General features: G+C 71.5%; 17 protein-coding genes. 8 read left to right on the top strand and 9 right to left on the bottom strand.

Annotation, left to right across the window (positions count from 1 at the left end):
• Positions 1-163: 163 nt before the first annotated feature.
• From ACIODU_RS21975 to ACIODU_RS21965, 3 genes are read left to right on the top strand one after another with little or no spacing between them, the layout of a single operon-like run.
• The gene (locus tag ACIODU_RS21975) at positions 164-1,348 is read left to right on the top strand and encodes an ABC transporter ATP-binding protein (RefSeq protein WP_401769568.1); all 1,185 of its coding nucleotides are present in this window, start codon (positions 164-166) and stop codon (positions 1,346-1,348) included.
• Complete coding sequence (locus ACIODU_RS21970; RefSeq protein WP_401769567.1) at positions 1,345-2,073, top strand: ABC transporter permease; 729 nt, start codon at positions 1,345-1,347, stop codon at positions 2,071-2,073. Before ACIODU_RS21975 ends, ACIODU_RS21970 begins: the two co-directional genes overlap by 4 nt.
• Positions 2,070-2,735 carry an ABC transporter permease gene (locus tag ACIODU_RS21965; RefSeq protein WP_401769566.1) on the top strand — a complete coding sequence of 222 codons (666 nt, stop codon included), beginning with the start codon at positions 2,070-2,072 and terminating at the stop codon, positions 2,733-2,735. Before ACIODU_RS21970 ends, ACIODU_RS21965 begins: the two co-directional genes overlap by 4 nt.
• 24 nt (positions 2,736-2,759) lie before the next feature.
• On the opposite strand, the gene ACIODU_RS21960 is transcribed toward ACIODU_RS21965, so the two are convergent.
• The 4 genes from ACIODU_RS21960 to ACIODU_RS21945 form a co-directional block, all read right to left on the bottom strand.
• Positions 2,760-3,392: a GTP-binding protein gene (locus ACIODU_RS21960; protein WP_401769565.1), complete on the bottom strand. Its 633-nt coding sequence runs from the start codon at positions 3,390-3,392 to the stop codon at positions 2,760-2,762.
• Positions 3,358-3,786 (bottom strand): DUF742 domain-containing protein, encoded by a 429-nt coding sequence (locus tag ACIODU_RS21955; RefSeq protein ID WP_356425852.1) that lies wholly within the window; start codon positions 3,784-3,786, stop codon positions 3,358-3,360. Before ACIODU_RS21955 ends, ACIODU_RS21960 begins: the two co-directional genes overlap by 35 nt.
• Before the next feature lie 88 nt (positions 3,787-3,874).
• The gene (locus ACIODU_RS21950) at positions 3,875-4,339 is read right to left on the bottom strand and encodes a roadblock/LC7 domain-containing protein (protein WP_356425855.1); all 465 of its coding nucleotides are present in this window, start codon (positions 4,337-4,339) and stop codon (positions 3,875-3,877) included.
• Positions 4,329-7,304, bottom strand: coding sequence for an ATP-binding protein (locus tag ACIODU_RS21945; RefSeq protein ID WP_401769564.1), 2,976 nt, complete (start codon positions 7,302-7,304; stop codon positions 4,329-4,331). The genes ACIODU_RS21950 and ACIODU_RS21945 overlap by 11 nt, the downstream gene beginning before the upstream one ends.
• A gap of 450 nt (positions 7,305-7,754) precedes the next feature.
• Between ACIODU_RS21945 and ACIODU_RS21940 the strand changes: the two genes are divergently transcribed.
• The gene (locus ACIODU_RS21940; RefSeq protein ID WP_401769563.1) at positions 7,755-8,702 is read left to right on the top strand and encodes an ABC transporter substrate-binding protein; all 948 of its coding nucleotides are present in this window, start codon (positions 7,755-7,757) and stop codon (positions 8,700-8,702) included.
• A 39-nt stretch (positions 8,703-8,741) separates the two neighbouring features.
• Here ACIODU_RS21940 and fahA read toward each other — a convergent pair whose 3' ends face one another.
• The gene (gene fahA, locus ACIODU_RS21935) at positions 8,742-9,968 is read right to left on the bottom strand and encodes a fumarylacetoacetase (protein WP_401769562.1); all 1,227 of its coding nucleotides are present in this window, start codon (positions 9,966-9,968) and stop codon (positions 8,742-8,744) included.
• A gap of 227 nt (positions 9,969-10,195) precedes the next feature.
• Here fahA and ACIODU_RS21930 point away from each other — a divergent pair, with 227 nt between their 5' ends.
• From ACIODU_RS21930 to ACIODU_RS21920, 3 genes are all read left to right on the top strand, one after another.
• Positions 10,196-11,206, top strand: coding sequence for a polyprenyl synthetase family protein (locus tag ACIODU_RS21930; protein ID WP_327235026.1), 1,011 nt, complete (start codon positions 10,196-10,198; stop codon positions 11,204-11,206).
• 196 nt (positions 11,207-11,402) lie between these two features.
• Positions 11,403-12,653 (top strand): outer membrane lipoprotein carrier protein LolA, encoded by a 1,251-nt coding sequence (locus ACIODU_RS21925; protein ID WP_401769561.1) that lies wholly within the window; start codon positions 11,403-11,405, stop codon positions 12,651-12,653.
• A gap of 403 nt (positions 12,654-13,056) precedes the next feature.
• Complete coding sequence (locus ACIODU_RS21920) at positions 13,057-14,871, top strand: trypsin-like serine protease (RefSeq protein WP_401769560.1); 1,815 nt, start codon at positions 13,057-13,059, stop codon at positions 14,869-14,871.
• Between the two features lie 112 nt (positions 14,872-14,983).
• Here ACIODU_RS21920 and ACIODU_RS21915 read toward each other — a convergent pair whose 3' ends face one another.
• The gene (locus ACIODU_RS21915) at positions 14,984-16,345 is read right to left on the bottom strand and encodes a M28 family metallopeptidase (protein WP_356425873.1); all 1,362 of its coding nucleotides are present in this window, start codon (positions 16,343-16,345) and stop codon (positions 14,984-14,986) included.
• 495 nt (positions 16,346-16,840) lie between these two features.
• Here ACIODU_RS21915 and ACIODU_RS21910 point away from each other — a divergent pair, with 495 nt between their 5' ends.
• Positions 16,841-18,877, top strand: coding sequence for a glycosyl hydrolase family 28-related protein (locus tag ACIODU_RS21910; RefSeq protein ID WP_401769559.1), 2,037 nt, complete (start codon positions 16,841-16,843; stop codon positions 18,875-18,877).
• 105 nt (positions 18,878-18,982) lie between these two features.
• Here ACIODU_RS21910 and ACIODU_RS21905 read toward each other — a convergent pair whose 3' ends face one another.
• From ACIODU_RS21905 to ACIODU_RS21895, 3 genes are read right to left on the bottom strand one after another with little or no spacing between them, the layout of a single operon-like run.
• The gene (locus tag ACIODU_RS21905) at positions 18,983-20,137 is read right to left on the bottom strand and encodes a hypothetical protein (RefSeq protein ID WP_401769558.1); all 1,155 of its coding nucleotides are present in this window, start codon (positions 20,135-20,137) and stop codon (positions 18,983-18,985) included.
• Entirely contained in the window at positions 20,134-21,045 is a 912-nt protein-coding gene (locus ACIODU_RS21900; RefSeq protein WP_401769557.1) for an NAD(P)-binding domain-containing protein, read from the bottom strand. The genes ACIODU_RS21905 and ACIODU_RS21900 overlap by 4 nt, the downstream gene beginning before the upstream one ends.
• Positions 21,042-22,274: a phosphotransferase gene (locus ACIODU_RS21895; protein ID WP_401769556.1), complete on the bottom strand. Its 1,233-nt coding sequence runs from the start codon at positions 22,272-22,274 to the stop codon at positions 21,042-21,044. Before ACIODU_RS21895 ends, ACIODU_RS21900 begins: the two co-directional genes overlap by 4 nt.
• Between the last annotated feature and the right edge of the window lie 72 nt (positions 22,275-22,346).

The following is a 22,346-nucleotide window of genomic DNA, read 5'->3' as shown; positions in this document are numbered from 1 at the left end:
CACCGGCCGCTCGTGGGCGGACAGGCCAGGGTCCGGCACCTCGTCGAGGTGTCGGGCCCTGGCTTATTTTCGCCCTGCCGCCCGATCGGCGGGCCGTGCCCGATACGGTGGGCACGCGTCCGGAACAGCCGTAACAGGGCCATGCCGAAGGGTATTTGAGACCTTGATCAGCATCGAAGCGGTGACGAAGCGCTACGCCGACGGGACGGTCGCGGTCGATCGGCTCTCCCTGGACATTCCGGACGGTTCGATCACCGTGCTGGTGGGCCCCTCCGGGTGCGGGAAGACCACCACGCTGCGGATGATCAACCGGATGACCGAGCCCACCGAGGGCAGGATCCTGCTCGACGGGGACGACCTCAGGCAGCGGCCGGTCACCGCGCTGCGCCGGTCGATGGGGTACGTCATCCAGAACGCCGGGCTCTTCCAGCACCGTTCGGTGGCCGACAACATCGCCACCGTGCCGCGCATGCTCGGCTGGGACCGGAAGCGGGCCCGCGCGCGGGCGGTGGAGCTGATGGAGCGCGTCGGGCTGGACCCGGCCCTGGCCAGGCGCTATCCGTACCAGCTCTCCGGCGGACAGCAGCAGCGGGTCGGGGTGGCGAGGGCGCTGGCGGCGGATCCGCCGGTGCTGCTGATGGACGAGCCGTTCTCGGCGGTCGACCCGGTGGTCCGCAAGGGGCTCCAGGACGAGCTGCTGCGCATCCAGGCCGAGTTGGGCAAGACCATCGTGTTCGTGACGCACGACATCGACGAGGCGATCAAGCTGGGCGACCGGATCGCGGTGATGCGGACGGGCGGCAGGCTCGCCCAGTTCGCGCCGCCCGGGGAGCTGCTCTCGGCGCCGGCCGACGCGTTTGTCGAGGACTTCCTGGGCAACGACCGCGGGGTCCGGCGGCTGTCGTTCTTCACGTGCGAGGCGCTGGCCCTTGAACCGGCGCCGGTGGTGGTCGCCGGCGGAAAGGTGTCCGCCGAGAAGACGGCCGGGGCGCGTTCGGCCGTACCGTACCTGCTGGTCACCGACGCGGCGGGCAAGCCGCTCGGCTGGCGGGACCCGGCGGCCGGGGAGGGCGCCGGGAGCGGTGCCGATACGGCGCTGATCCCGTGCGGGCGGCCGTTCCACGCGCGGCGGGACTCCCTGCGGGCCGCGCTGGACGGCGCGGTGCTGTCGCCGACGGGCTGGGCGGTCGCCGTGGACGACACCGGCCGGGTCGCGGGCGTCGCCTCCCAGGAGATGATCGCCGCGGCGATCCGTACCGCCCACGCGGCCCACGAACGGCCGGGCGCCCCCTCCGCCGAATCCCACGAGCCCAACGGGCCCAACGCGCCCGCGGGGGCCCGGACATGAGCGGCGACGGCTTCTTCGACGTCCCCAGCGACCTCCAGCACAGCTACCTCGGCCTGGTGGCCCTGCACCTGGAGGAGGCGCTGATCCCGGTGGCCGGCGGGCTCGTACTGGCCCTGCTGCTCGCCCAGTTGTGCGTACGGCACGGGTGGCTGTACCCGCCGGTGCTCTGGGGTGCCACGGTCGTCTACGCCATCCCGTCACTGGCGATCTTCGTGGTCCTGATCGACTACACCGGGCAGAGCCGGACCACGGTGATGATCCCGCTGACCCTCTACACCCTGGTGGTGCTCGTCCCGGCGATCGTGGACGGGATCAGATCCGTACCGGAGGAGACGCTGGCCGCCGCCACCGCGATGGGCTTCGGCCCCTGGCGCCGCTTCCTCCGCGTCGAACTGCCCATCGCCGTCCCGGCGATCTTCGCAGGACTGCGGGGCGCGACCGCCGCGAGCATCAGCCTGGTGAGCGTGGGCGCGCTGATCGGCAACCAGGGGGCGCTGGGGAACATGCTCACCGACGCGATGTTCTACCACCGGCCCATGCTGGCGGTGAGTTCCGTCGTCACGACGGCCGTGCTGGCGGTCCTCGCGGACGTCCTGCTCGTCGTCGGCCGCAACCTGCTCACCCCGTGGCTGCCGCGCGGCGGCGAGGCGAGGAACCCGGCCGGCGTCGTGCCGGGCACGACGACCCTGCCCGCGCCCCGCCAGAAGCTGGAGAGCAGCCGGTGAACGTCCTCCACTTCATCACCTCGTTCTTCAGCGAGGGCTCCCGCTGGCACGGTTACGACGGCATCCCGCAGCGCCTCTGGGAGCACGTCCAGTACTCGCTGGGCGCGCTGGCCGTCGCGGCGGGGATCGGGCTGCCGGTGGGTCTGGTCACGGGCCACACGGGCCGGGGCGGCAACGTCCTCGGCACGATCGCCAACGCCGCCCGGTCGCTGCCCAGTTTCGGGCTGCTGGTGCTGATGTTCCTCGCGTTCGGGATCGGGCTCACGCCGGTGATGATCCCGCTGGTGGTGCTGGCGATCCCGCCGATCCTGGTGACCACGTGCGAGGCCGTGCGGAGCGTGGACCCCTCGCCGGTCGACGCGGCGCGGGGCCTGGGCATGCACGAGGCGAAGATCCTGCTGCGGGTCGAACTGCCCGTGGCGCTCCCGCTGATCCTCGGCGCGCTGCGCACGGCGGCGATCCAGATCATCTCGACCGCCACGATCGCCGCGTACGTGAGCCTCGGCGGCCTCGGCCGGTATGTCGTCGACGGCCTCTACCAGCGCGACTACGAGAAGGTGGTGGGCGGCGCGACGCTGGTCGCCTCCCTGGCGCTGCTCACCCTCGGCGTCTTCTGGCTGGCGGGCCGCCTGGCGGTGTCCCCGGGGGTCAGCCGCCGCTGACCGGCCCGTCCCGGGGTGCCCCGGCTAGGCCGTCGTCCTGGCCAGGGCCACTTTCAGTACGGTCAGCAGCGCGTCCCGTACCGATCCGCGTTCCCGGGCGTCGAACGCGAACAGCGGGACCCGGGCGTCGACGTCCAGGGCCCACCGCACCTCGTCCAGCGTGTGGGTGACGACGCCCTCGAAGGTGTTGATCCCGATCGCGAAGGGGATGCCCTTCGCCTCGAAGTAGTCGACGGCGACGTAGCAGTCGTCCAGGCGCCGGGTGTCCACGATCACCAGCGCGCCGAGCGCGCCCTGGACGAGGTCGTCCCACATGAACTTGAAACGGTCCTGGCCCGGGGTGCCGAAGAGGTACAGCTTCAGCGTCGGGTCGATGGTGATGCAGCCGAAGTCCATGGCGACCGTGGTGGTCGTCTTGCGCGGGGTGTGCGCGAGGTCGTCCACCCCGGCGGAGACCGACGTGATCGACGCCTCCGTGGTGAGCGGGGTGATCTCGGAGATCGAGCCGACCGTGGTGGTCTTGCCCACGCCGAAGCCGCCCGCGACGACCATCTTCACCGGCACCGGCGGCTGGACGGCGCCCTGGGCGCCGGTGTCCGTGCCGGGTCGCGGACGGCCGCGGTCAGGCGGGGGAGTCGGGGATGGCGAGTAGCCCATCGATAACCCTTTGCAGAATCGAGGGGTCCTGGGCGGTCCTGGTGTCGGGCTCGTACACGGCCAGATGTCCTTGGACCCGGAGGTCCTCGGCCAGAACGCGGACCACGTTGAGGTGCAGGCAGAGGTGTGCGGCGATCTCCGCGAGGGACTGGGGGCGGCGGCACACGGAGACGATGGCCAGGGGTTCGAAGGTGAGGGTGTCGAGTACGGCGAGGGCCTCGGCGGTCGCCACGACCTGGGTCTCCAGGGGCAGCGCGGTGCCGGCGTCGGCGACCCGGCCCGCGGTGAGCAGGAACGGGCGGATCGCCGGGGCGCGGCCGGACCGCTCCGGTACGGTGCCGGTGGCCGCTGCCGCGTCCTGATCCTCGTCGGCTCCCGGTGCGCCGGCCGCCATGACGGTCCTTCCTCCTTCCCTCTGGGACTTCTGGAGCTTCTGGGGCTTCCTCTGGGGCTTCTCCGGGGCGGGTCAGCCGGCCGGTGGGTCAGCCGGCCGGGGCGGAGACGCGCTTCTGGAGCTCGACGATCAGCTCGGGGCTGATGACGGCTCCGGCCCGCTCGGTGAAGAGGGTCATCTCGTAGGCGACGTCGGCGAGTTTGGCCTCCTTCGAGGCGACCACGCCGAGGACGGCGCCGCCGCCGAGCGCGGACACGAGGAGGCGGCCGCCCAGGTAGTCCATGATCACCCGGCTCAGGTCGCCGAGGCCGTAGTTGGCGGAGGCGCCGGCGGCGAGGCTCAGGATGCCGGAGATCACCGCGCCCAGGCGTTCGGAGTCGGCGTGGCCGTCCCGGCGGGACACCGCGATGAGCATGCCGTCGGAGGAGACGGCGATGGCGTCGAGGACACCGGCCGTCTCGGCGGCGAACCGTTCGAGGAGCCAGGTGAAATTCGCCGCCGATTCACCGAGCCCCTCGGCCGTCGCCGGGTCGGTGGTGAGGTCATCCGTCATTGCCAGGTCCTTCCGGGGTGAGCGATACCTGGGGCCCAGGTGCTGTTCTGTCACGCGCGGAGTCCCGTCGAGCCCGCTCGGTGGCGGCCTCCAGGTCCTCCAACTCGTCACGGACGTGTGCCGCGTCGGCGGGGTGCTGCGCGGGGGAGACGGCGGTGGCGGTACGGGCCGCGGCGTCGGCCGCCAGGGTCGCCCCGCGCACCCGCCGCCGCAGCGGCCGGGACTCGCCACCGGGCCGCTCCGGCGCCCCGTCCCGAACCCCGGCTCCGGTCTCGCCCCCACGATCATGCCGAGGCAGGTCACCGCCGGGGTCGCCGCCGGCCGCGTCGGGCTCCACACCCACCCGCCCCACGCTGAGGCTCCCGCCGAGGGCGGCCCTGTCGGCCGCGGAGGCGTACGACCCAGGCCCGGGCCCCACGACCGCGCCGGCCGCCCGGCCCACGCCGCGACTTCCGCCCGGGGCGGGCCGGTCGGCGGCGAGGTGGTGCGGTCCGGCGTCCGGGTCCGCGGCTGCGTCGGCTGTCCGGCGCACGGTGCTGCCTGCGCCTGGGGCGGGTCTGTGGGCGGCGACGCCGTGGGGTTCGGCAGCCGGTTCTCCGGCCGTCCGGCCCATGCGGGCGCTCGCGCTCGCGCCCGGGGCGGCCCTGTCGGCCGCGAGGTGGTGCGGTCCGGCGTCCGGGTCTGCGACGGCGCCGGCTTCCCGGCCCGCGCCGGTGTCGGTGGTGCGGCTTGGGCCGCTGCCTTCGCCCGGGGCGGGGCTGTTGGCGCCCACGCCGTGTACGTCGGCGGCCCTGTCCGCGGTGGGGGCCGGTTCGTCGGCCGGGTCGTCCGTTCGCGTGTGGGGGAGGCGTTGGGGGAGGCCGCTGCCGCTCGGGGTGGTTGCCACCAGCGCCGCGCGTGGGCGTTGTTCCGAGCGCGGGGGCGGGATGGTCGCGAGGGGGGTCGTGGGGGACGGGGGTGGGGAGACCGCGCCCGTCGGGAGCAGCAGGGTCGACGGAATCGTCACCGTGCTCGTCACGCCCTCGCCGGGGGTGCGGCTCAGCTCGACCCCGATGCCGAAGCGGCGCGCTATGCGGCCCACCACGAACAGGCCCAGCACATGCGTGGGCGCCAGGTCGAGCCGCTCCCTGCGGAGCAACCGCGCGTTCTCCTCGGCCAGTTGCTCCGGCGGCATCCCGAGCCCGTGGTCGATGATCTCGATCACCGCGCCTTCCGCCGGAGGCCGTACCCGCACCGCCACGTCGACCTTCGTGTGCGTGGGCGAGAAGAAGACGCCGTTCTGGAGCAGCTCGGCCAGCATCAGGGTCAGGTCGCTGACGGCCGCCGGGACGACCATCACCTCCGCCGAGGGCCGCAGGGAGACCCGCTCGTACCCCCCGATGGTGGACAGCGCCGCCCGCAGCACGTCGGAGAGCCCCGTGGGCCGCGGCGCGTCCACGTCCTCCGCGGCCCGCCGCTTCCCGGCGATCACCTGGAGGCTCTCGGCGTTACGGCGCAGCCGCGTCGCGATGTGGTCGATCTGGTAGAGCGGGCGGAGCGTCGCCGGGTCGGTCTGGGCCCGCTCCAGACCTTCGATGAGGTCGAGCTGGCGCGACGCCAGGTTGCTCACCCGGTGCCCGATGTTGCCGAACATCTGCTCCACGTTCGCGCGCACCGTGATCTGCCGCTCCAGCAGCGCCGACGCGGTCGACTGCACCTGGTTGAACGCTTCCGCGAGCGCGCCGATCTCGTCCCGTACCGGCACCGGGATCTCCCGCAGCCGCGGCGGCCCCGTCTCGGCCGACTCGTCGTCCGCGACCCGCGCCAGCTCCTTGCCGGTGGCGTCGGCGACCTGCCGGGCGGCGGCCGTGAGGATCCGTACCGGCCGGGCCACCGAGCGCCGGACCAGGAAGGAGAAGACCAGCCAGGCCACCAGGGCGAGCACCGCGGAGCCCACCAGGGTGAGCGTGTGCCGCCACGCCCGGTCGGAGGCGGCGTCCGACTGGGCGGCGATCCGGTGGATCAGCGTGTGCGTGATCCTGAGCCGGTCCTCGGCCTGCCGGGCGTAGACCGGTTCCGCCTCCAGCGCCTCGGTGATGGCCGTCCGCAGCCGCTCCGGGGTCTGCGCCTGGAGCGAACTCGGGTCCACCCGCAGGGCGTTGTACCGCTCCTCGATCAACTTCCGCTGCGCGCTGCGCTCGATGCCGTCGAGGGTCGTGCCCTCCGCCTCGGAGGACAGTGCCTTGAACCGTTCCGCCCGGTCCTCGTACGACCGGTGGTCCCCGACCGCGCGGAGGAATTCTAGGAGCGCGTTGGAGTCCCCGGTCTGCGCGCCGAACACACTGGTCTCGAAGGCCGCGTGCGCCGCGTCCGCCCCCAGCAGCGTCTCCAGCCGGCCCTCCGGGGATCCCCGCGACGCCGTGGTGGACTCACCGAGCCCGAGGCCGCTGATCAGCTGCTCGACCAGGTCGGAGTAGGTGACGTCGATGTTGCCCGCGGGGACGTACGTCCGCTGGATCAGCCGCCGCAGGTCGGTCAGCCCGCCGATCGTCGCGACCGCCTCGTCCTCGGCGGCGGGCAGCAGGGACCCGAACGCCTCGCGCACCACCCGCGCCTGGACGTCGACCCGCTGCTGCGCCTGGAGGTACGGGATGCTCGACGGCTCGGCCGCCCCGCCCTCGGCCGCCTGGTGGCGTACGGAGAGCAACAGGGCCTGCCGGTGCTCCCGTTGCAGGTCGTCCACGAGCGTGGCGACGCTCTCGCTGTGCCGTACGAGCGCGGCGGTGTCGGCGGCCGCCCTGGCCTGGGACATGTCGTCGTTCACGACATAGGCGAGCATGCCCGCCACCACCAGGACGGGCACCAGCACCAGAAGGTGCAGTTTCCGGCCGAACGGCCAGCGCTCCAGGAGCGTGACGATCCCGCGGCGGCGGCTCCGCGACGGGGCGGGCGGCTGTCCGGAAGCGGTCCCTTCCTGCGAGGACACCAGGGCTCCTTGAGCGGGTACTCCCCGACGGGCGCCCAGGCGTGGGCGCCTGCCGACCGTGAGGCTGAATGAGGTGGTTGTGGTGCGAAGGGCTCACCACAGTGGTGCGAACGGCCCAGCACTGTGGGGGCATTGGGCCGGAAGCCGGTGGACGGGGCGCCGACAGCGGGGACTTTACCGCGCTCCAGGCACTTCGCGACGGGTCGCGGCGAAGAAAACGTTTCAATCAATCGGCGAATGACGCGTCATTACTCTCACCATTCCACGCACCTGTTCTTCACCCGCCCCCGCCCTCAACACGCCTTGTCGTGATCCGATGCCAATCGGTAATCGGGCGGCACTTGACGATGTGTGAGACGGGTGGCTTGGATCGATGCGTGCGGCGAACGGGCCGCACGACGGCCCCGTACGCCATGTCGCCACCCTCACTGCCACACAGGATCGGGAAACGTGACTGATACCGCGAACAGGCCCCGGCGCCGCGCCGTCGCCGCCGCACTCGCCTCCCTCACCGCCGCCGCGTTGCTGGCCGGGTGCGGTTCGTCCGGCGACCCCGCCGACCCGCTGGAGCCGGCCGCGGTGCCCGAGGGCAAGGTCGTCGTGGGGTCGAACAACTTCCCCGAGAGCATCCTGCTCGCCTACCTCTACGGCGAGGCGCTCAGGTCCAAGGGCCTGGACGTCACGTACAAGCACAACATCGGCAGCCGCGAGACGACGTACGGCATGCTCAAGAACGGCACCGTGACGGTCATGCCCGAGTACAACGGCGCCCTGCTCGCCTACCTGGACCCGAAGGCCGTCGCGAAGACGGCGGAGGGCACCACCGCCGCCGTCACCGCCCAGCTGCCGTCCCATCTCGCCGTCCTGAAGTCGGCCTCCGCCGAGAACAAGGACGCCGTCGCGGTCAATGCCGCGACGGCGGAGAAGTACGACCTCACCACCGCGTCCTCGATCGCCGATCTGGCCGACGCCGCACCCGAGTTGGTCATCGGCGGTTCACCGGAATTCCAGTCGAGGCAGCAGGGTCTCGTCGGGCTGAAGGAGGTGTACGGCCTGAATTTCAAGTCCTTCAAGGGTTTGGACGCGGGCGGTGCGCTGACGATTGCGGCCCTGAAGAAGAACAACATCCAGGCCGCCGACGTCTTCACCACGGACCCGTCCATCGAGAAGGAGAAATTTGTCGTCCTCAAGGACACGAAGAATCTCTTCGCCTTCGAGAACGTGACTCCGCTGATCCGCAAGGCCGATGTGCCGAAGGCCGGACAGGACGTGCTCAACACCCTGTCCGCCGCGCTCGACACCCCCGAGCTGATGGAACTCGACGCGCAGGTGCAGTACGAGCACAAGGACGCGCTCGCGGTCGCCCGCGCCTGGCTCACGTCGAAGAACCTGCTCTGAGGAGACCTGCTCCGGGAAGGCCCGCTCCGAGGGGCGTTTTCAGGCCGCCGGGACGATCCGGCCCCTCACCTCGCCCAGGCCGACCCGGGTCCCGTCGGGCCCGGGGGCCCAGGCGGTGAGGGTCACCTCGTCGCCGTCCTCCAGGAACGTCCGCTTGCCGTCGGGCAGTTCGACGGGCTCGGTGCCGTTCCACGTCAGTTCGAGGAGGGAGCCGCGCTGCTCGCGCCCGGGGCCGCTGACCGTACCGGAGCCGTAGAGGTCTCCCGTACGGAGCGAGGCACCGTTCACCGTCAGGTGGGCGAGCTGCTGGGCCGCCGTCCAGTACATGGAGGAGAACGGCGGCTCCGAGATCACCTTCCCGTTGAGCGCCACCGAGATCCGCAGGTCGAACCCGCCCGGGTCCTCCTCCTCGGCGTCGTCCAGATAGGGGAGCAGCTCCTCCGTACGGGCCGGCGGCGCCACCCGGGCCGCGTCCAGGGCCTCCAGCGGGGTCACCCACGCGGAGACCGAGGTGGCGAAGGACTTCCCGAGGAACGGGCCGAGGGGCACGTACTCCCACGCCTGGATGTCCCGCGCCGACCAGTCGTTGAGCAGCGAGAGGCCGAAGACGTGGTCGCGGAAGGACGCCAGGTCCACCGGAGTGCCCTGGGCGGACGGCGTACCGACGACGAAGCCGACCTCCGCCTCGATGTCGAGCTTGACCGACGGGCCGAAGACCGGCGCCGCGTCGGCGGGCGCCTTGCGCTGCCCGGAGGGGCGTACGACCTCCGTGCCCGAGACCACGACCGTGCCCGCCCTGCCGTGGTAACCGATCGGCAGGTGCTTCCAGTTGACGGGCAGCGCGAGCCCGTCGGGGCGGAAGATCCGGCCGACGTTGGTCGCGTGGTGCTCGCTCGCGTAGAAGTCGACATAGTCGGCGACCTCGTACGGCAGGTGCAGGGTGACCGTGCCGAGGGGGTGCAGCAGCGGCTCCATCTCGGCGCGGTGCGCCGGCACGGTGACCCAGGCGGTCAGGGCCCGGCGCACGTCGCGCCAGGCCGTGCGGCCGGCCGCCATCAGGGGGCCCAGGCCCGGCTGGTCGAGCAGCTTCGCGTACGGAGAGCCCAGGGCGTGCGCCGCCGCTCCCGCGTCGAGCACCGCGTCGCCCAGGCGGACGCCGAGGCGGCGCCTGCCGGGCTCGTCGGCGGTCGAGAAGACGCCGTACGGGAGGTTGTGGGGGCCGAAGGGGTCACCTTCGACCGGTTCGAGCGGGCTCTGCTCGGGCATGTGCTGCCTCGCTTTCCGGATCGATGCAGGACACGTTACGTCGGCGCCACCCCGCCGCGGCAGTGGCGAAAGGCCCGCAATGCCCGAAAAGCGGACTGATCGCGACCATACGGGCGGTGCCGGGAAGGCGCCCATGGTGATCGAAAGGCGACCGGATACGCTGACTTGAGTGAGGACAGCGACACATCGACAATCAGCGTAAGAGTCAGCAGACAGGAGTACCCCTCGTGACCGTCGTCGGGCCGTTCGGGCTGAGCGTGCGGGACCCGGCTCTTGAAGCCGATGTCCAAGCCGGATTGTCGGCCGTGGAGGCGGGTCTGCTCGACGCCACCAAGAGCGAGGTCTCGTTCATCACCGAGGCGGCGCAGCACCTGGTGCGCGCCGGCGGCAAGCGGCTGAGGCCGCTGTTCGTGATGCTCGCCGCCCAGTTCGGTGACCCGTACGCGCCCGGCATCGTCCCGGCGGCCGTGGTGGTCGAGCTGACCCACCTGGCGACGCTCTACCACGACGACGTGATGGACGAGGCGGACGTACGCCGGGGTGTGGACAGCGCCAACACCCGCTGGGGCAACTCCGTCGCCGTCCTCACCGGGGACTTCCTCTTCGCCCGTGCCTCGCACACCCTGGCCGACCTGGGCCCCGAGGCCGTCCGCATCCAGGCGGAGGCCTTCGAGCGGCTGGTCACGGGGCAGATCCTGGAGACGGCGGGCCCCCGCGACGGACGCGACCCGGTCAGCCACTACCTGGACGTGCTCGCCGGGAAGACCGGCGCCCTGTTCGCCGTCTCGGGCCGCTTCGGCGCCCTGATGTCCGGAGCCGACGAGTCGGTCGTCGACATCCTCACCCAGTACGGCGAACGGCTCGGCGTGGCCTTCCAGCTCGCCGACGACGTCCTCGACATCGCGAGCGACTCGCACGAGTCCGGCAAGACCCCCGGCACCGACCTGCGCGAGGGCATCCCGACGCTGCCGGTGCTGCTGCTGCGCGCCCAGGCGGAGGCGCACGGGAGACAGGCGGACCTGGACCTGGTCGCGATGCTCGACGGCGACCTGTCGGACGACGCCCGGCTGACGGAGGCGCTGCGGCTGCTGCGGGCCCATCCGGCGATGGAGCAGGCCCGGCGCGACACCGTCCGGTACGCGGAGGCGGCGCGCGCCACGCTGGCCCCGCTGCCGGAGTGCTACGCGAAGTCGGCGCTGGTGGAGCTGTGCGACGCGGTCGTGCACCGGGCGGGCTGAGCCCCGTACCGCACCGGTCCGACCCTCGTACCACCCCGGACCTGACCCCCGCCCCCTACGGGTCGGGGGCGGCGGCCGTCCGGCTCTCATCCTTCAGCAGTACGACAAGTTGCTCCCGCGGACTGACGCTTACGCTCCGCCGATTTGGTGAGATGGAGAAGACCGAGAGCACCGCCGACCCGGAGGTAGGGCACACATGGCACCGAACGACAGCGCGCACATCGCCGAGGAGGACGACCTCGGTACCGGCCGCCGCAGGGCGGCGCGGTACGCGGTCCCGGTCGCGGTCATCGGAGTGGCCGCGGTGACGATCGGCCTCGTGCCGGCCCTCGCCGCCGCGGGCGACCCCAGCCTGCCGAAGATCAGCGCCCAGGAACTCATCGAGAAGATCGCCGCCTCCGACACCGAGCGGCTCTCCGGCTCGGTGAGGATCAGCACCGACCTCGGGCTGCCCTCGCTGGCCGGCCTCGGGGACCTGGCGGGCGGTTCGCTCGCCCCCAAGGGCGGCGCGGGCGGCGGGAGTCCGGACTCCACGGCCGACCCGAGCAGCAAGCTGATGGAGCTGGGCTCCGGTACGCACACCCTGCGGGTGGCGGCGGACGGCCCCGACAAGCAGCGGGTCTCGATCCAGGAGGACGCGGCCGAGTACAGCCTGATCCACAACGGGGACGACGTCTGGGCGTACGACAGCGCCTCGAACGAGGCCTTCCACGCGACCTCCTCGGAGGGCACGGAGAAGGGCGCGCCGGGGAAGAAGGACAAGGGCCTGTCCGGCAAGGACGTGCCCGCGACTCCCAAGGAGTTCGCCGAGCAGGCGCTCGCGGCGGCGGGCGACACCACGTCGGTCACCGTGGACGGCACCGCGCGGGTCGCCGGGCGCGAGGCGTACCGCCTGGTCCTCAAGCCCAAGCAGGCCGGCTCGACGGTCGAGTCCGTCAAGATCGCGGTCGATGCCGAGACCGGCACCCCGCTCAAGTTCACGCTCGCGCCGAGCAGCGGTGGCAAGGCCGTCCTCGATGTCGGCTTCACCAAGGTCGACTTCGGCAAGCCGGCCGCCTCCACCTTCGACTTCACCCCGCCGAAGGGCGCGAAGGTCACCCAGGGCGACGAGGCGCACGAAGGCGATCGGGCGGTCCGGCCCGAGCTCCCGAAGGGTGGCGAGGGCGCCGGGAAGACCGCGCCCCCGACCGTCATCGGGAAGGGCTGGAGCGCGGTGTACGCGTTCACCTCCCCGGAGGGCGCGCCCACCGCGAAGGACACCGCGGGTCTGCCGAAGGAGGCGCAGGGCTTCCTGGACGCGCTGGGCGACAAGGTCACCGGGAAGTTCGGCTCGGGCACGGTCTACAAGACCCGCCTGGTCAACGCCCTGATGACGGACGACGGCAAGATCTACGTCGGCGCGGTGACCCCCGCCACGCTCGTCAAGGCGGCGGACGGCGCCCAGTAGCTCCACCGGCGCCGCGCCACGCACAACCCGCTCGTACCGCCCCGCCGTACGCTTCGTACGGCGGGGCGGCACGCTGAACGGCCCCCCAACGGCTCCGGCAGGACCACGACCATCCGCATGCCGATGGGCCTCATCGACAAACGACATCACGGTCTGAGAACAAAGGGCAATTTCGCGCAGAAGTTCCCTTAAGTGATCGTAAAGCATTGGTGAAAGCCGATGGATCGGTCATAGGATCACTCAGCCGTGGGTGGGGGGCCACCTCTCCGGATCGCGTCCGCCCTGCGGACCGGCATGCTCAGCGCTGCCGTCGATCCGCCCTTTTTCTTCTCCCTCTGTCCTCGTGCACCTCTCCTGCCGGTGCGACAGGCGCGCCGTGCGGGTCCATGGACAGGAGTCACGCGTGTTCGCAGGCAAGGACCGTAAGCACAGACGCAAGGCACGGATCGTCATACCCACCGCGGCCGTCGCCCTCGCGGTGGGTGTCGCCGGAGCCTTCCTGCTGGCCCCCGCGCAGGCCACCGAGCCGGGCCCGGGCCTCGCGGCCGCGCGTGACGCCGGCCCCACCCCGGCCGAGCTGACCGCCCGCGTGGCCGGAGCCGTCAAGGCGGGTGCGGTGGACGTGTCCGCCTCGCGCAAGGCCGCGCTCTCGGCGACCACCGGCACGGTGAAGGGCAAGGTGGACCCGAAGATCATCGGCGGGGTGACCTCCCCGATCACCAGCGCCCCGTGGATGGCGCAGCTCTGGTACGACGACGACAAGGGCACGAACACCACGGCGGACGACGACAGCTTCTTCTGCGGGGGGACCGTCGTCTCCCCGAGCAAGATCGTCACCGCCGCGCACTGTGTCGCGGACACCAACTGGAGCAAGTTCGGCACGATCCTCGTCGGCACGTCACAACTGCCGACGCTCAACGCCGACCAGACCGTGAACCTGCACGGCGGATCCCCCGTGGGCGTGTGGCGCCAGTGGCGGCACGCCTCGTACTCCAGCTCCAAGATCGACAACGACGTCGCCGTCCTCACCCTGGAGACCCCGGTCCGGGTGAAGCCGCTGCCGGTGACGACCTCGGCCGACACCGCCTCGTACAAGGCCGGGACCCAGGCCAAGGTGTACGGCTGGGGCAGGACGACCTCGACCACCCAGGACATCTCGGAGACCCTGCGCACCGCGACGCTGCCGGTCAACTCGGACACGACGTGCACGAGCGCGTACGGCAGGGACTTCATCAAGGGCCACATGGTCTGCGCGGGCACGCCCGCCACCGGCTCCGACACCGGGACGGTCAGCGCGTGCAACGGTGACTCGGGCGGTCCGCTCGTGGTCGCGGGCAAGCTCGTCGGTGTGGTGTCGTGGGGGGTCGAGGACTGCGTCGCGGCCGGCGCGTACAGCGTGTTCGCCAAGGCGAGCACGTACGCCGGGCAGATCAACGCCCATCTGAACGACGCCAACCTGAGCGCCGACGCGCGCGCCGACCTGTTCGCCCGTACCTCCGGCGGAAGCGCGTACGAGTACGACTCGAAGGGCACCACCTTCGCGGCCAGGCGGTCGCTCGCCGGGACGCTGGCCGGCGGCTGGGGCGGGTACAACGTCGTCCTCCAGAGCGACCTCAACCGCGACGACTACAACGACCTCGTGGTGAGGTCCACGGCCGGCACCGTCTACTGGGTGCATCCCAACCTGACCACCGGAAAGCTGATCAGGACCCAGCTCTTCACCGGCTGGAAGACCCGCGTGGCGATCATCGCCCCCGGCGATGTCACCGGTGACGCCCTCCCCGACCTCCTGTCGGTCGACACCGCGGGCGCGCTCTACCTCTACCCGGGCAAGGGCAACGGCACCTTCGGCACCCGCGCCACGCTCGGCAAGAGCGGCTGGACGCAGTACAACTCCGTCGTGGGCCACGGCGACTTCACCAACGACGGTTTCGCCGACCTGATCGTCAAGGCCAAGACGAAGACCGTCTACCTGTACCCGGGCACGGGCTCGGCCACCAAGCCGTTCGGCCCCCGCGTGCAGCTGCGCACCGGCTGGACGTACAACAAGCTCATCACCACCGGTGACGTGACCGGCGACGGCATCGCGGACCTGCTCGCCCGGGACACCGGCGGGGTCCTGTGGCTGTACAAGGGCACGGGCAAGGCGACCAGCGGGATCTGGGCCGATCGCGTCAAGATCGGGACGGGCTGGAGCCAGTACAACCTGTTCGGCTAGGCCGCTTCGGCCGGTCCGTGAAGAGGCCCCGCACCCCCGCTCTCGGGGGTGCGGGGCCTCCCGCGTGTCCTGGGCCGTCCGGACGGCTGTCCCGTACGACTGACTCGTACCGCTAGAAGGTCAGCTTCCAGCTGTCGATGTAGCCCGTGTCCGACGACGCGATGTCCTGGACCCTGAGCTTCCAGACGCCGTTCGCCACCTCCGACGAGGCGTTGACCGTGTACGTGGCGATCACGTTGTCCGCCGAGTCGCCGCTGCTGGAGGGCTTCAGGCGGTACGCCGTCCCGTCCGGGGCCACCAGGTCGACCACCAGGTCACCGCGCCAGGTGTGCTTGATGTCCACGCCGACCTTCAGCGCGGTGGGGGCGTTGCCCGTGCGGCCCGAGACGGTCAGCGACGAGGTGACGGCCGCGCCGTTGTCGGGGATGGCCACGTCGGCGAGGTTCTCGAAGACCGTGCCCGCCGGGGGTACGGGGGTCTCGCCCGAGAGCCCCCAGACCGCGTACGCCACCGCGTCGCTGTTGCGGTCGAGCGCCGTGTCGTTGATGTTCGCGGTCGTGTCGCACGACGTGTGGTAGCAGCGGTCGAAGGCCTGGCCCGAGGTGCCGCCCCACTTCTGCGCCTGCGCGGCGGTCTTGATGTAGTCCGCGCCCGCGAAGAGGCCGCCGACCGGGATGCCGACGTTCTTGAACGGGGTGTGGTCGGAGCGGCCGTCACCCTCGGTCTCGATCTCCGTCGGGACGCCGAGCCCGGCGTAGTAGTCCTTGAACGTCTGCTCGATGGTCGGGTCGTCGTCGTAGACGAAGTACCCCGGGTTGGGGGACCCGAGCATGTCGAAGTTCAGGTAGCCCTTGATCTTGGAGCGATCGGCGGTGGGCAGGTTGTTGACGTAGTACTTGGAGCCGACCAGGCCCAGCTCCTCCGCGCCCCACCAGGCGAACCGCAGGTGCTTCACGGGCTGGTACCCGGAGCGGGCGACGGCGAGGGCGGTCTCCAGGGTGGCGGACGAACCCGAGCCGTTGTCGTTGATGCCCGCGCCGGACGTCACCGAGTCGAGGTGCGAGCCGGTCATGATGACCTGGTTCGCGTCCCCGCCGGGCCAGTCGGCTATCAGGTTGTAGCCGGTGGCGCCGCTGGAGGTGAACTGCTGGACCGTGGTGGTGAATCCGGCGGCGTCCAGCTTGCCCTTCACGTAGTTGACCGACGCGAGGTAACCGGCCCTGCCGTGGGCGCGGTTGCCGCCGTTGGCGGCGGCGATCGACGACAACTGCGTCAGGTGCGCCTTGACGTTGGCGAGCGGTATGTCGGGGGCCGCGAGCGCGGGCGCGGCCGCGGATCTCTGTCCGGCCACCGCGGTCGTGGGGGCGGCGGTCGCGGCACTCGCGCCGGCGGCCAGCAGCCCGGCCAGGGCGAGCCCGGCGGCGGCCGCCGTACGGACGGACAGGTGAGGCGCTCCGTGAACGGAGAGTTTCATGGGGGGGCTCCGGATTCCGAACGGGGGTGGGACGGAACGTGACTGCGCCCCACGACAACGGTGACGTGGGGCGTTGGAGCTGTGCGTGTGCTGAGTGTGGCGGTGCGTGCTGAATGGTGGGGGAGAGCTTGACTCAACGTCAAGAGTGCAAACCGGACACGGCTGTTCGCTGAACGGACGGGGTGGGCGGCCGGCTCGGAAGCCCGGCCGACTTCGCAATGAATTAAGGCAGTCGACGCAAGAAACCAACGAACTGACGTAGCTGGACGGCAATGTTACGAAATGAGTTCGCAGAAACCTTGTGGAGAGAGGGGGCCGGGTCCTAATGTCACCTCACCCTCATGGCGGCCGCTCCCGCCGGGCGTCCGCGCCGTGGAGCGTTCAGCCGTGGAGCCTCCCGAGAGAAACGAGCTTTCGATGTCGTGGAGCATCAGAGGTGCCGGCGCGAGACGGCCCGGCAGACCCCCGCGACGGGCGGCGGTGGTGGTCGCGTCGATGACTGCGGCCGCGGTCGGTCTGAGCGTCCTGGCCGGTGGTACGGCGGTGGCGCGGCCGGGCGGTGACAGCGGCGCGGCCGGGGTCACCGGCGCGGCCGGGGTCACCGGCGCGAAGGCCGCCGCGTCGGCCGTGACCCGCGCCGCCCTCGCGCCCTCGCTCGTCGCGGGCCGGGGCGCGGACGTGGACTTCGCCGAGCAGGAGGCGGAGGGCGCGGTCACCAACGGGACGGTGATCGGCCCGGACCGTACCGCCTACACCCTCCCGGCGGAGGCCTCCGGCCGGCAGGCGGTCCGGCTGACCCCGGGCAAGTACGTGGAGTTCACGCTGCCGAGCGCCGCCAACGCGATCACCGTGCGCTACAGCATCCCGGACGCGCCGGGCGGCGGCGGCATCACCGCGCCGCTCGACGTCACGGTCAACGGCAAGAACCGCTCGACCCTGACGCTGACGTCGCAGTACGCGTGGCTGTACAACCAGTACCCGTTCTCCAACGACCCCGGCGCGGACCTGCTGCACCCCGACTGGTGGATCACCGAGTGCGCGTGTGTGCCCAGCGCCACCACCCCGGCGCCGGTGATCAGCAAGCCGTTCCGCCCGAACCACTTCTACGACGAGCAGCGGCTGCTGCTCGGGAAGACGTACGGCGCGGGCGACAAGGTACGGCTGACGGTCCCCGCCGGGAGCAGGGCCGCGTGGACCGTGGTCGACCTGCTCGACTCGCAGCTCGTCGGCGCGCCGCGCGTGCGGCTCAACGCGGCCAACGTCCTGGCGTTCGGGGCCGATCCGACGGGCCGGCGCGACTCCGCGCCCGCGCTCGACCGGGCGATCGCCTTCGCCAAGCGCGCCCACCTCACGGTGTACGTCCCGCCGGGCACGTACCAGGTGAACCGGCACATCATCGTGGACGACGTGACGATCGAGGGCGCGGGCAGCTGGTACACGATCTTCAAGGGCCGCGAGGTGGCGCTCGGCACCCCGGCCCCCGACGGCTCGGTGCACACCGGCGTCGGCTTCTACGGCAAGGACGCGTCGGCGGGCGGCAGCCGCGACGTCCACCTGTCGGGCTTCGCGATCGAGGGGGACGTGCGCGAGCGCGTCGACACCGACCAGGTGAACGGCGTCGGCGGCGCGATGAGCGACTCGACCATCGACGGGCTCTACATCCGCCACACCAAGGTGGGCCTGTGGTTCGACGGCCCGATGAACAACACGCGCGTCACGAACAACGTGATCGTGGACCAGATGGCCGACGGCCTCAACTTCCACACCGGCGTGACGAACTCGACAGTCGCGAACAACTTCGTCCGCAACTCGGGTGACGACGGACTGGCGATGTGGTCGGAGAAGAAGTCGAACGCGAACAACACCTTCGCCCACAACACCGTCCAGTCCCCGGTCCTCGCCAACGGCATCGCGATCTACGGCGGTACGGACCTCACGGTCTCCGGCAACCTCGTCGCCGACCCGGTCAGGGAGGGCAGCGCGATCCACGTCGGCTCCCGCTTCGGCGCGGAGGCGTTCGCGGGGAAGCTGCGGATCACCGACAACACCACGGTCCGCGCGGGCACGTACGAGCTGAACTGGAACATCGGCCTCGGCGCCATCTGGTTCTACGCCCTCGACAAGGACATCGACGCGGACGTCCAGGTGACCGGGGACCACTACCTCGACAACACCTACAACGCGATCATGCTGGTCAGCGACTTCCCGGTGAAGGACCTCTACTCCATCAAGAACGTCCGCTTCAAGGACATCAGGGTCGACGGCACCGGCACCTCGGTGGTCAGCGCCCGCGTGGCCGGCTCCGCGTCCTTCGAGAACGTGGACGCCCGCAACGTCGGCGCGGTCGGCGTCAACAACTGCGGCTCGTTCAACTTCACCCCGGCGGGCTCGGAGTTCACCCTGACCGACCTGGGCGGCAACGACGGCGGCGGCACCACAGGCCCCTGGCTGGCCCCCTGGGAACTCCCGAACACCATCACCTGCGACGACCGCCCCCCGGTGGTCGTACCCCCGGCTCCCACGGCTTGGTGACGTCTCGTCAGAAAAAAAGGACCTGAGCAACGATGTCCGGCCCGGCGGGCTGCCCGAGAACGTCTCGGGCAGCCCGCCGGTGTATTCGGCCCGTCAGTCTCGCGGTCACCCGTGCGACACGGTCAGTCCCTCCGTGAGCTCGCTGAGGAAGTCCGCGCTGCCCGCGGTGTCGTGGTTGAGGATGACGGAGTGATGGGGGAGCTCCGCGAGACGGCCGGCCACCTCGGCCCGGACGTCCGGGTGACCGCCGCCGTCGATGCCTTGGGCGAGGCGGAAGATGTCGGGATAGCGGTCCTCGGTCCTGCCGCTCATGAAGTCGTGCGCGCCGAGCGTCCGGCCTCCTGGGGTGACGCCTGGTACGGCGTCGGCCCTGACCTGGGGGAAGAGCAGTGCGGCCACCCGCCCGCCGGTCGCCAGGGGCACGTCGAACCAGCCCGGGAACTGGTCGGGGAAGACCTGCACCTTCCTCTCCCGCCTCCCGTCCGCTTCCCACAGGGGCGCCCTGCGACCGACCAGGAGCGCGTCGGTCACCTGCTGGTGCTGGGTGGGGTGCAGGTGATCTCCGGCCTTGAGCCGCTCGCGCGCGATGTCGTACCACCCCAGAGCGTCGAGCAGACCGAGCCCCAGTGCGGCGGCCGATGGCCACGGTGCCACGTCGACGCCGGTGGACGCGGGCCGGACGAAGATCCGGTCGTTGGCGAGCAGGGACCAGCCCCGGGAGGCGAGGAGGAGTGCCGTGGTCGTCTTGCCGGAGCCCTTGTCGCCGAAGGCGAGCACGGTGGCGCCGTCGGCCGGCCGGACGACGGCGGACGAGTGGAGGACCGCCCAGCCCCCGCGCAGGAGTTGGCCGCGAACACTCTCGCGGGCCAGCCGCGCGGCGGCGAGGGCCACGGGTTCCGCGCGGCGGCCGACGACGGTGAGCCGGCCGGTGGCGCGGTCGGAGCGATAGGCGAGTTCCTCCGTCGGGGAAGCCGCGACGACGTCGTCGCCGTCACGCGCGACGCGGGTACGGGCCTTGGCGAAGGTGACGTCCTCATGGTCGCGGCCGTTGTGGACGAGCGCGGTCAGCCGCGTGTACGCGACGTCGTCGACGTCCGCGAGGACCCTAGGCCCCGCGTCGGCGGCGTCCGGCGCGACACGGGCGGCGTTCCACCAGGGGCCGAAGTAGCGCAGGGCCCAGTCGGTGACTTCGACGGTGTTGCTCAGGACGGTGACGGTCGCGTGGGCGGCCTGGATGTGGGTGGCGGAGACGGGGTTCACGTGGTTCTCTCTTCGGGGCCGGGAGCGGTGCGCAGCACGTGATGTGCGTCGCGCAGGCGGAGGGATGTGGCATCGAGCCGCCGCTGTTCGCGGGCGTCGAGATCCGGCAGGAACGCCATGGGGTGTCCTGCGGTGAAGCGCACCGGTTTTCCGAGCCAGGTGTCGCCATGACGTACGGACAGTTCCTCGACGCCGTCGGTGAGGGCGAGGGACTTGCGCAGGGCGGACAGGACGGCACCCGCCGGTCCGGCGCGGGTGCGCCCGACGCCGGTGGCGATGCGACCCGGCCGCGAGCGGAGCTCCTCGTGGATCCGCCGGAGCGGGACGTCGACCGCCCGGCCGCCGACGGTGGTGGCCGAGGCGCAGATCACCGCGCCGTCGCCGTGTTCGCCGATGACGTGCCCCCGGACCGAGCGCGGGTGCACGCCGAGGATCGCCGCCAGGGCGAGCCGGTAACGGGCGGTGTCGAGGTTCGAGCCGATTCCGAAGACCCGCACGCAGCCGGAGACCTCGGCGAAGAGCCGGGTCATCAGATCAACGGGATTGGTGACGATCAGTACCGTGCCGGGGTAACCGCCCAGCGTCCCGGCCAAGGCGGTGATGACAGGGGCGTTGGCCGCCGCCCCACCCATCCGTACGTCACCGCGGCGGGTGTTGGTGAACGCCGCGCGGACCGCGATCACCACGGCGTCACACGTGACCAGTTCAGCGATGTCGCAGGCCCGTGGCCGTACGGACGAACCGGCCGCCTGCCGCATGTCGTCCAGGTCCGCGGCGAGCGCGGCGGCCTGTTCCCGCGTGCGTGAGGCCACGAGCACGCGATCGGCGACGCCCGAGGCGATGAGGGCGGCGGCGACGCTCTGCCCGACCGCGCCCGCACCGATCACACCGACCCTGACCACGCTCACCGGCCCACCCCGCCGATGCCGGCCGCCGTGTCCAAGGACCGTTCCCACAGCGCCATGTCATTCGTCGGGCTGACCAGGTGTGCACTGAGCCGGTCGGCAAGCGCGGCGACTGCCGCCGCCCTCCTGGCCAGTGCCTCACCGTGCGCGGGCAACGGCAGAGCGCTCGGTGCGGACAGACAGGTGGTCAGGACGTTGACCGTGTCCATCAGCCACAGTGCCAGCACCTCTCTCACCCAGAGGTGGGGATCCTGCCCGGTCAGCACACTCATCCGCTGTTCGGCGAAGGCACCGACGCCTTGCATGACGAGCGGCGCGACCAAGGGACCCGGTGCGGTGGCGGCCAGCAGCAGGACGCAGCGGCTGATCAGTTTCGCCGCGTCGGCCTCCGGCCCGGTGGCCTGCCGTAGTCCTGGGTCGATGAACACCGGCCGGTGCGCGGGGCCCTGGGGGAAGAAGACATGCTCCGGCTTGAGGTCGCCATGGACCAGGACGGGCCGCCCCGGGACCCGGGCGGGACCGCGTACCCCGCACAGACGGGCCACCACCTGCCGTACGGTCCCCACCAACTCGGCCCGCCCGTCCATGGAGCAGCGCTCGTCACCGAGCCGGTCCAGATAGAGACTGCCGCCGACGCCGTCGAACTTGCGCCGGAAGGTGGAGGTGATACCGCGCTCGCCGATGGCGTCGGCCGGCGTCAGCCTCCTCACGGTCTGCGGATGATGAAGGCGGTCCAGCTCCGACCATGTGCTCTCCATCAGAACGGCCGTGTCCTGCGGGCGGTCCAGCAGGAGGGAAGCGAGGGTGGGCCCGGCCACGCGTTCGGTGAACAGGACGCCGGACGGGTGCAGTCCGGCGACCGCACACACCCGCGGCCGACCCAGAGCGCCCAGGAACCGCAGCTGCGCGGCCTCACGTACCAGCACTGCGTCTTGCCGCGCGGTGTACGCCCGCTGGGCCTGCCGGACACATGGCCAGCCACCCCGTGCCCCACGCGACAGCGATACCAACGAGATCCCGAGATACGAGTACTTGGCGTACAGATCGCGGTCCCCCACCCGCACCCGGCACACGTAGCCGGTCACACTCGGCACGTGCGCCACGACCTCCACCGTGGCGGTCGGCCAGAGTCCGGCGGCGGCTGTACGGATCTCGCTACGAGCGAAGGAGAGAACTTCCCTGATGGCGGGCGCGGCAGGGGTGGTGCCCAGCGAGCTGCCTTCGAGCGTCATGAACGATTCCTCCCGGACCGGTTGTCGGCACGGTCCACGCAACCAGCCCACTTCGCACCGGAGCGATGTCAC

Source organism: Streptomyces sp. NPDC088261, from assembly GCF_044740805.1.
In the GTDB taxonomy this organism is placed as follows: Bacteria; Actinomycetota; Actinomycetes; order Streptomycetales; family Streptomycetaceae; genus Streptomyces.
The sequence above is the reverse complement of the archived record's forward strand: the minus strand, read 5'-3'. Positions and strand labels throughout refer to the sequence as shown.

Bases quoted from the DNA above. Each gene is read 5' to 3' on its own strand.
- ACIODU_RS21950 (WP_356425855.1), bottom strand. From the start codon at position 4,339: ATGACGGATGACCTCACCACCGACCCGGCGACGGCCGAGGGGCTCGGT.
- ACIODU_RS21895 (WP_401769556.1), bottom strand. From the start codon at position 22,274: ATGACGCTCGAAGGCAGCTCGCTGGGCACCACCCCTGCCGCGCCCGCC.
- ACIODU_RS21960 (WP_401769565.1), bottom strand. From the start codon at position 3,392: ATGGGCTACTCGCCATCCCCGACTCCCCCGCCTGACCGCGGCCGTCCG.
- ACIODU_RS21970 (WP_401769567.1), top strand. From the start codon at position 1,345: ATGAGCGGCGACGGCTTCTTCGACGTCCCCAGCGACCTCCAGCACAGC.
- ACIODU_RS21955 (WP_356425852.1), bottom strand. From the start codon at position 3,786: ATGGCGGCCGGCGCACCGGGAGCCGACGAGGATCAGGACGCGGCAGCG.
- ACIODU_RS21925 (WP_401769561.1), top strand. From the start codon at position 11,403: ATGGCACCGAACGACAGCGCGCACATCGCCGAGGAGGACGACCTCGGT.
- ACIODU_RS21915 (WP_356425873.1), bottom strand. From the start codon at position 16,345: ATGAAACTCTCCGTTCACGGAGCGCCTCACCTGTCCGTCCGTACGGCG.
- fahA (WP_401769562.1), bottom strand. From the start codon at position 9,968: ATGCCCGAGCAGAGCCCGCTCGAACCGGTCGAAGGTGACCCCTTCGGC.
- ACIODU_RS21910 (WP_401769559.1), top strand. From the start codon at position 16,841: ATGACTGCGGCCGCGGTCGGTCTGAGCGTCCTGGCCGGTGGTACGGCG.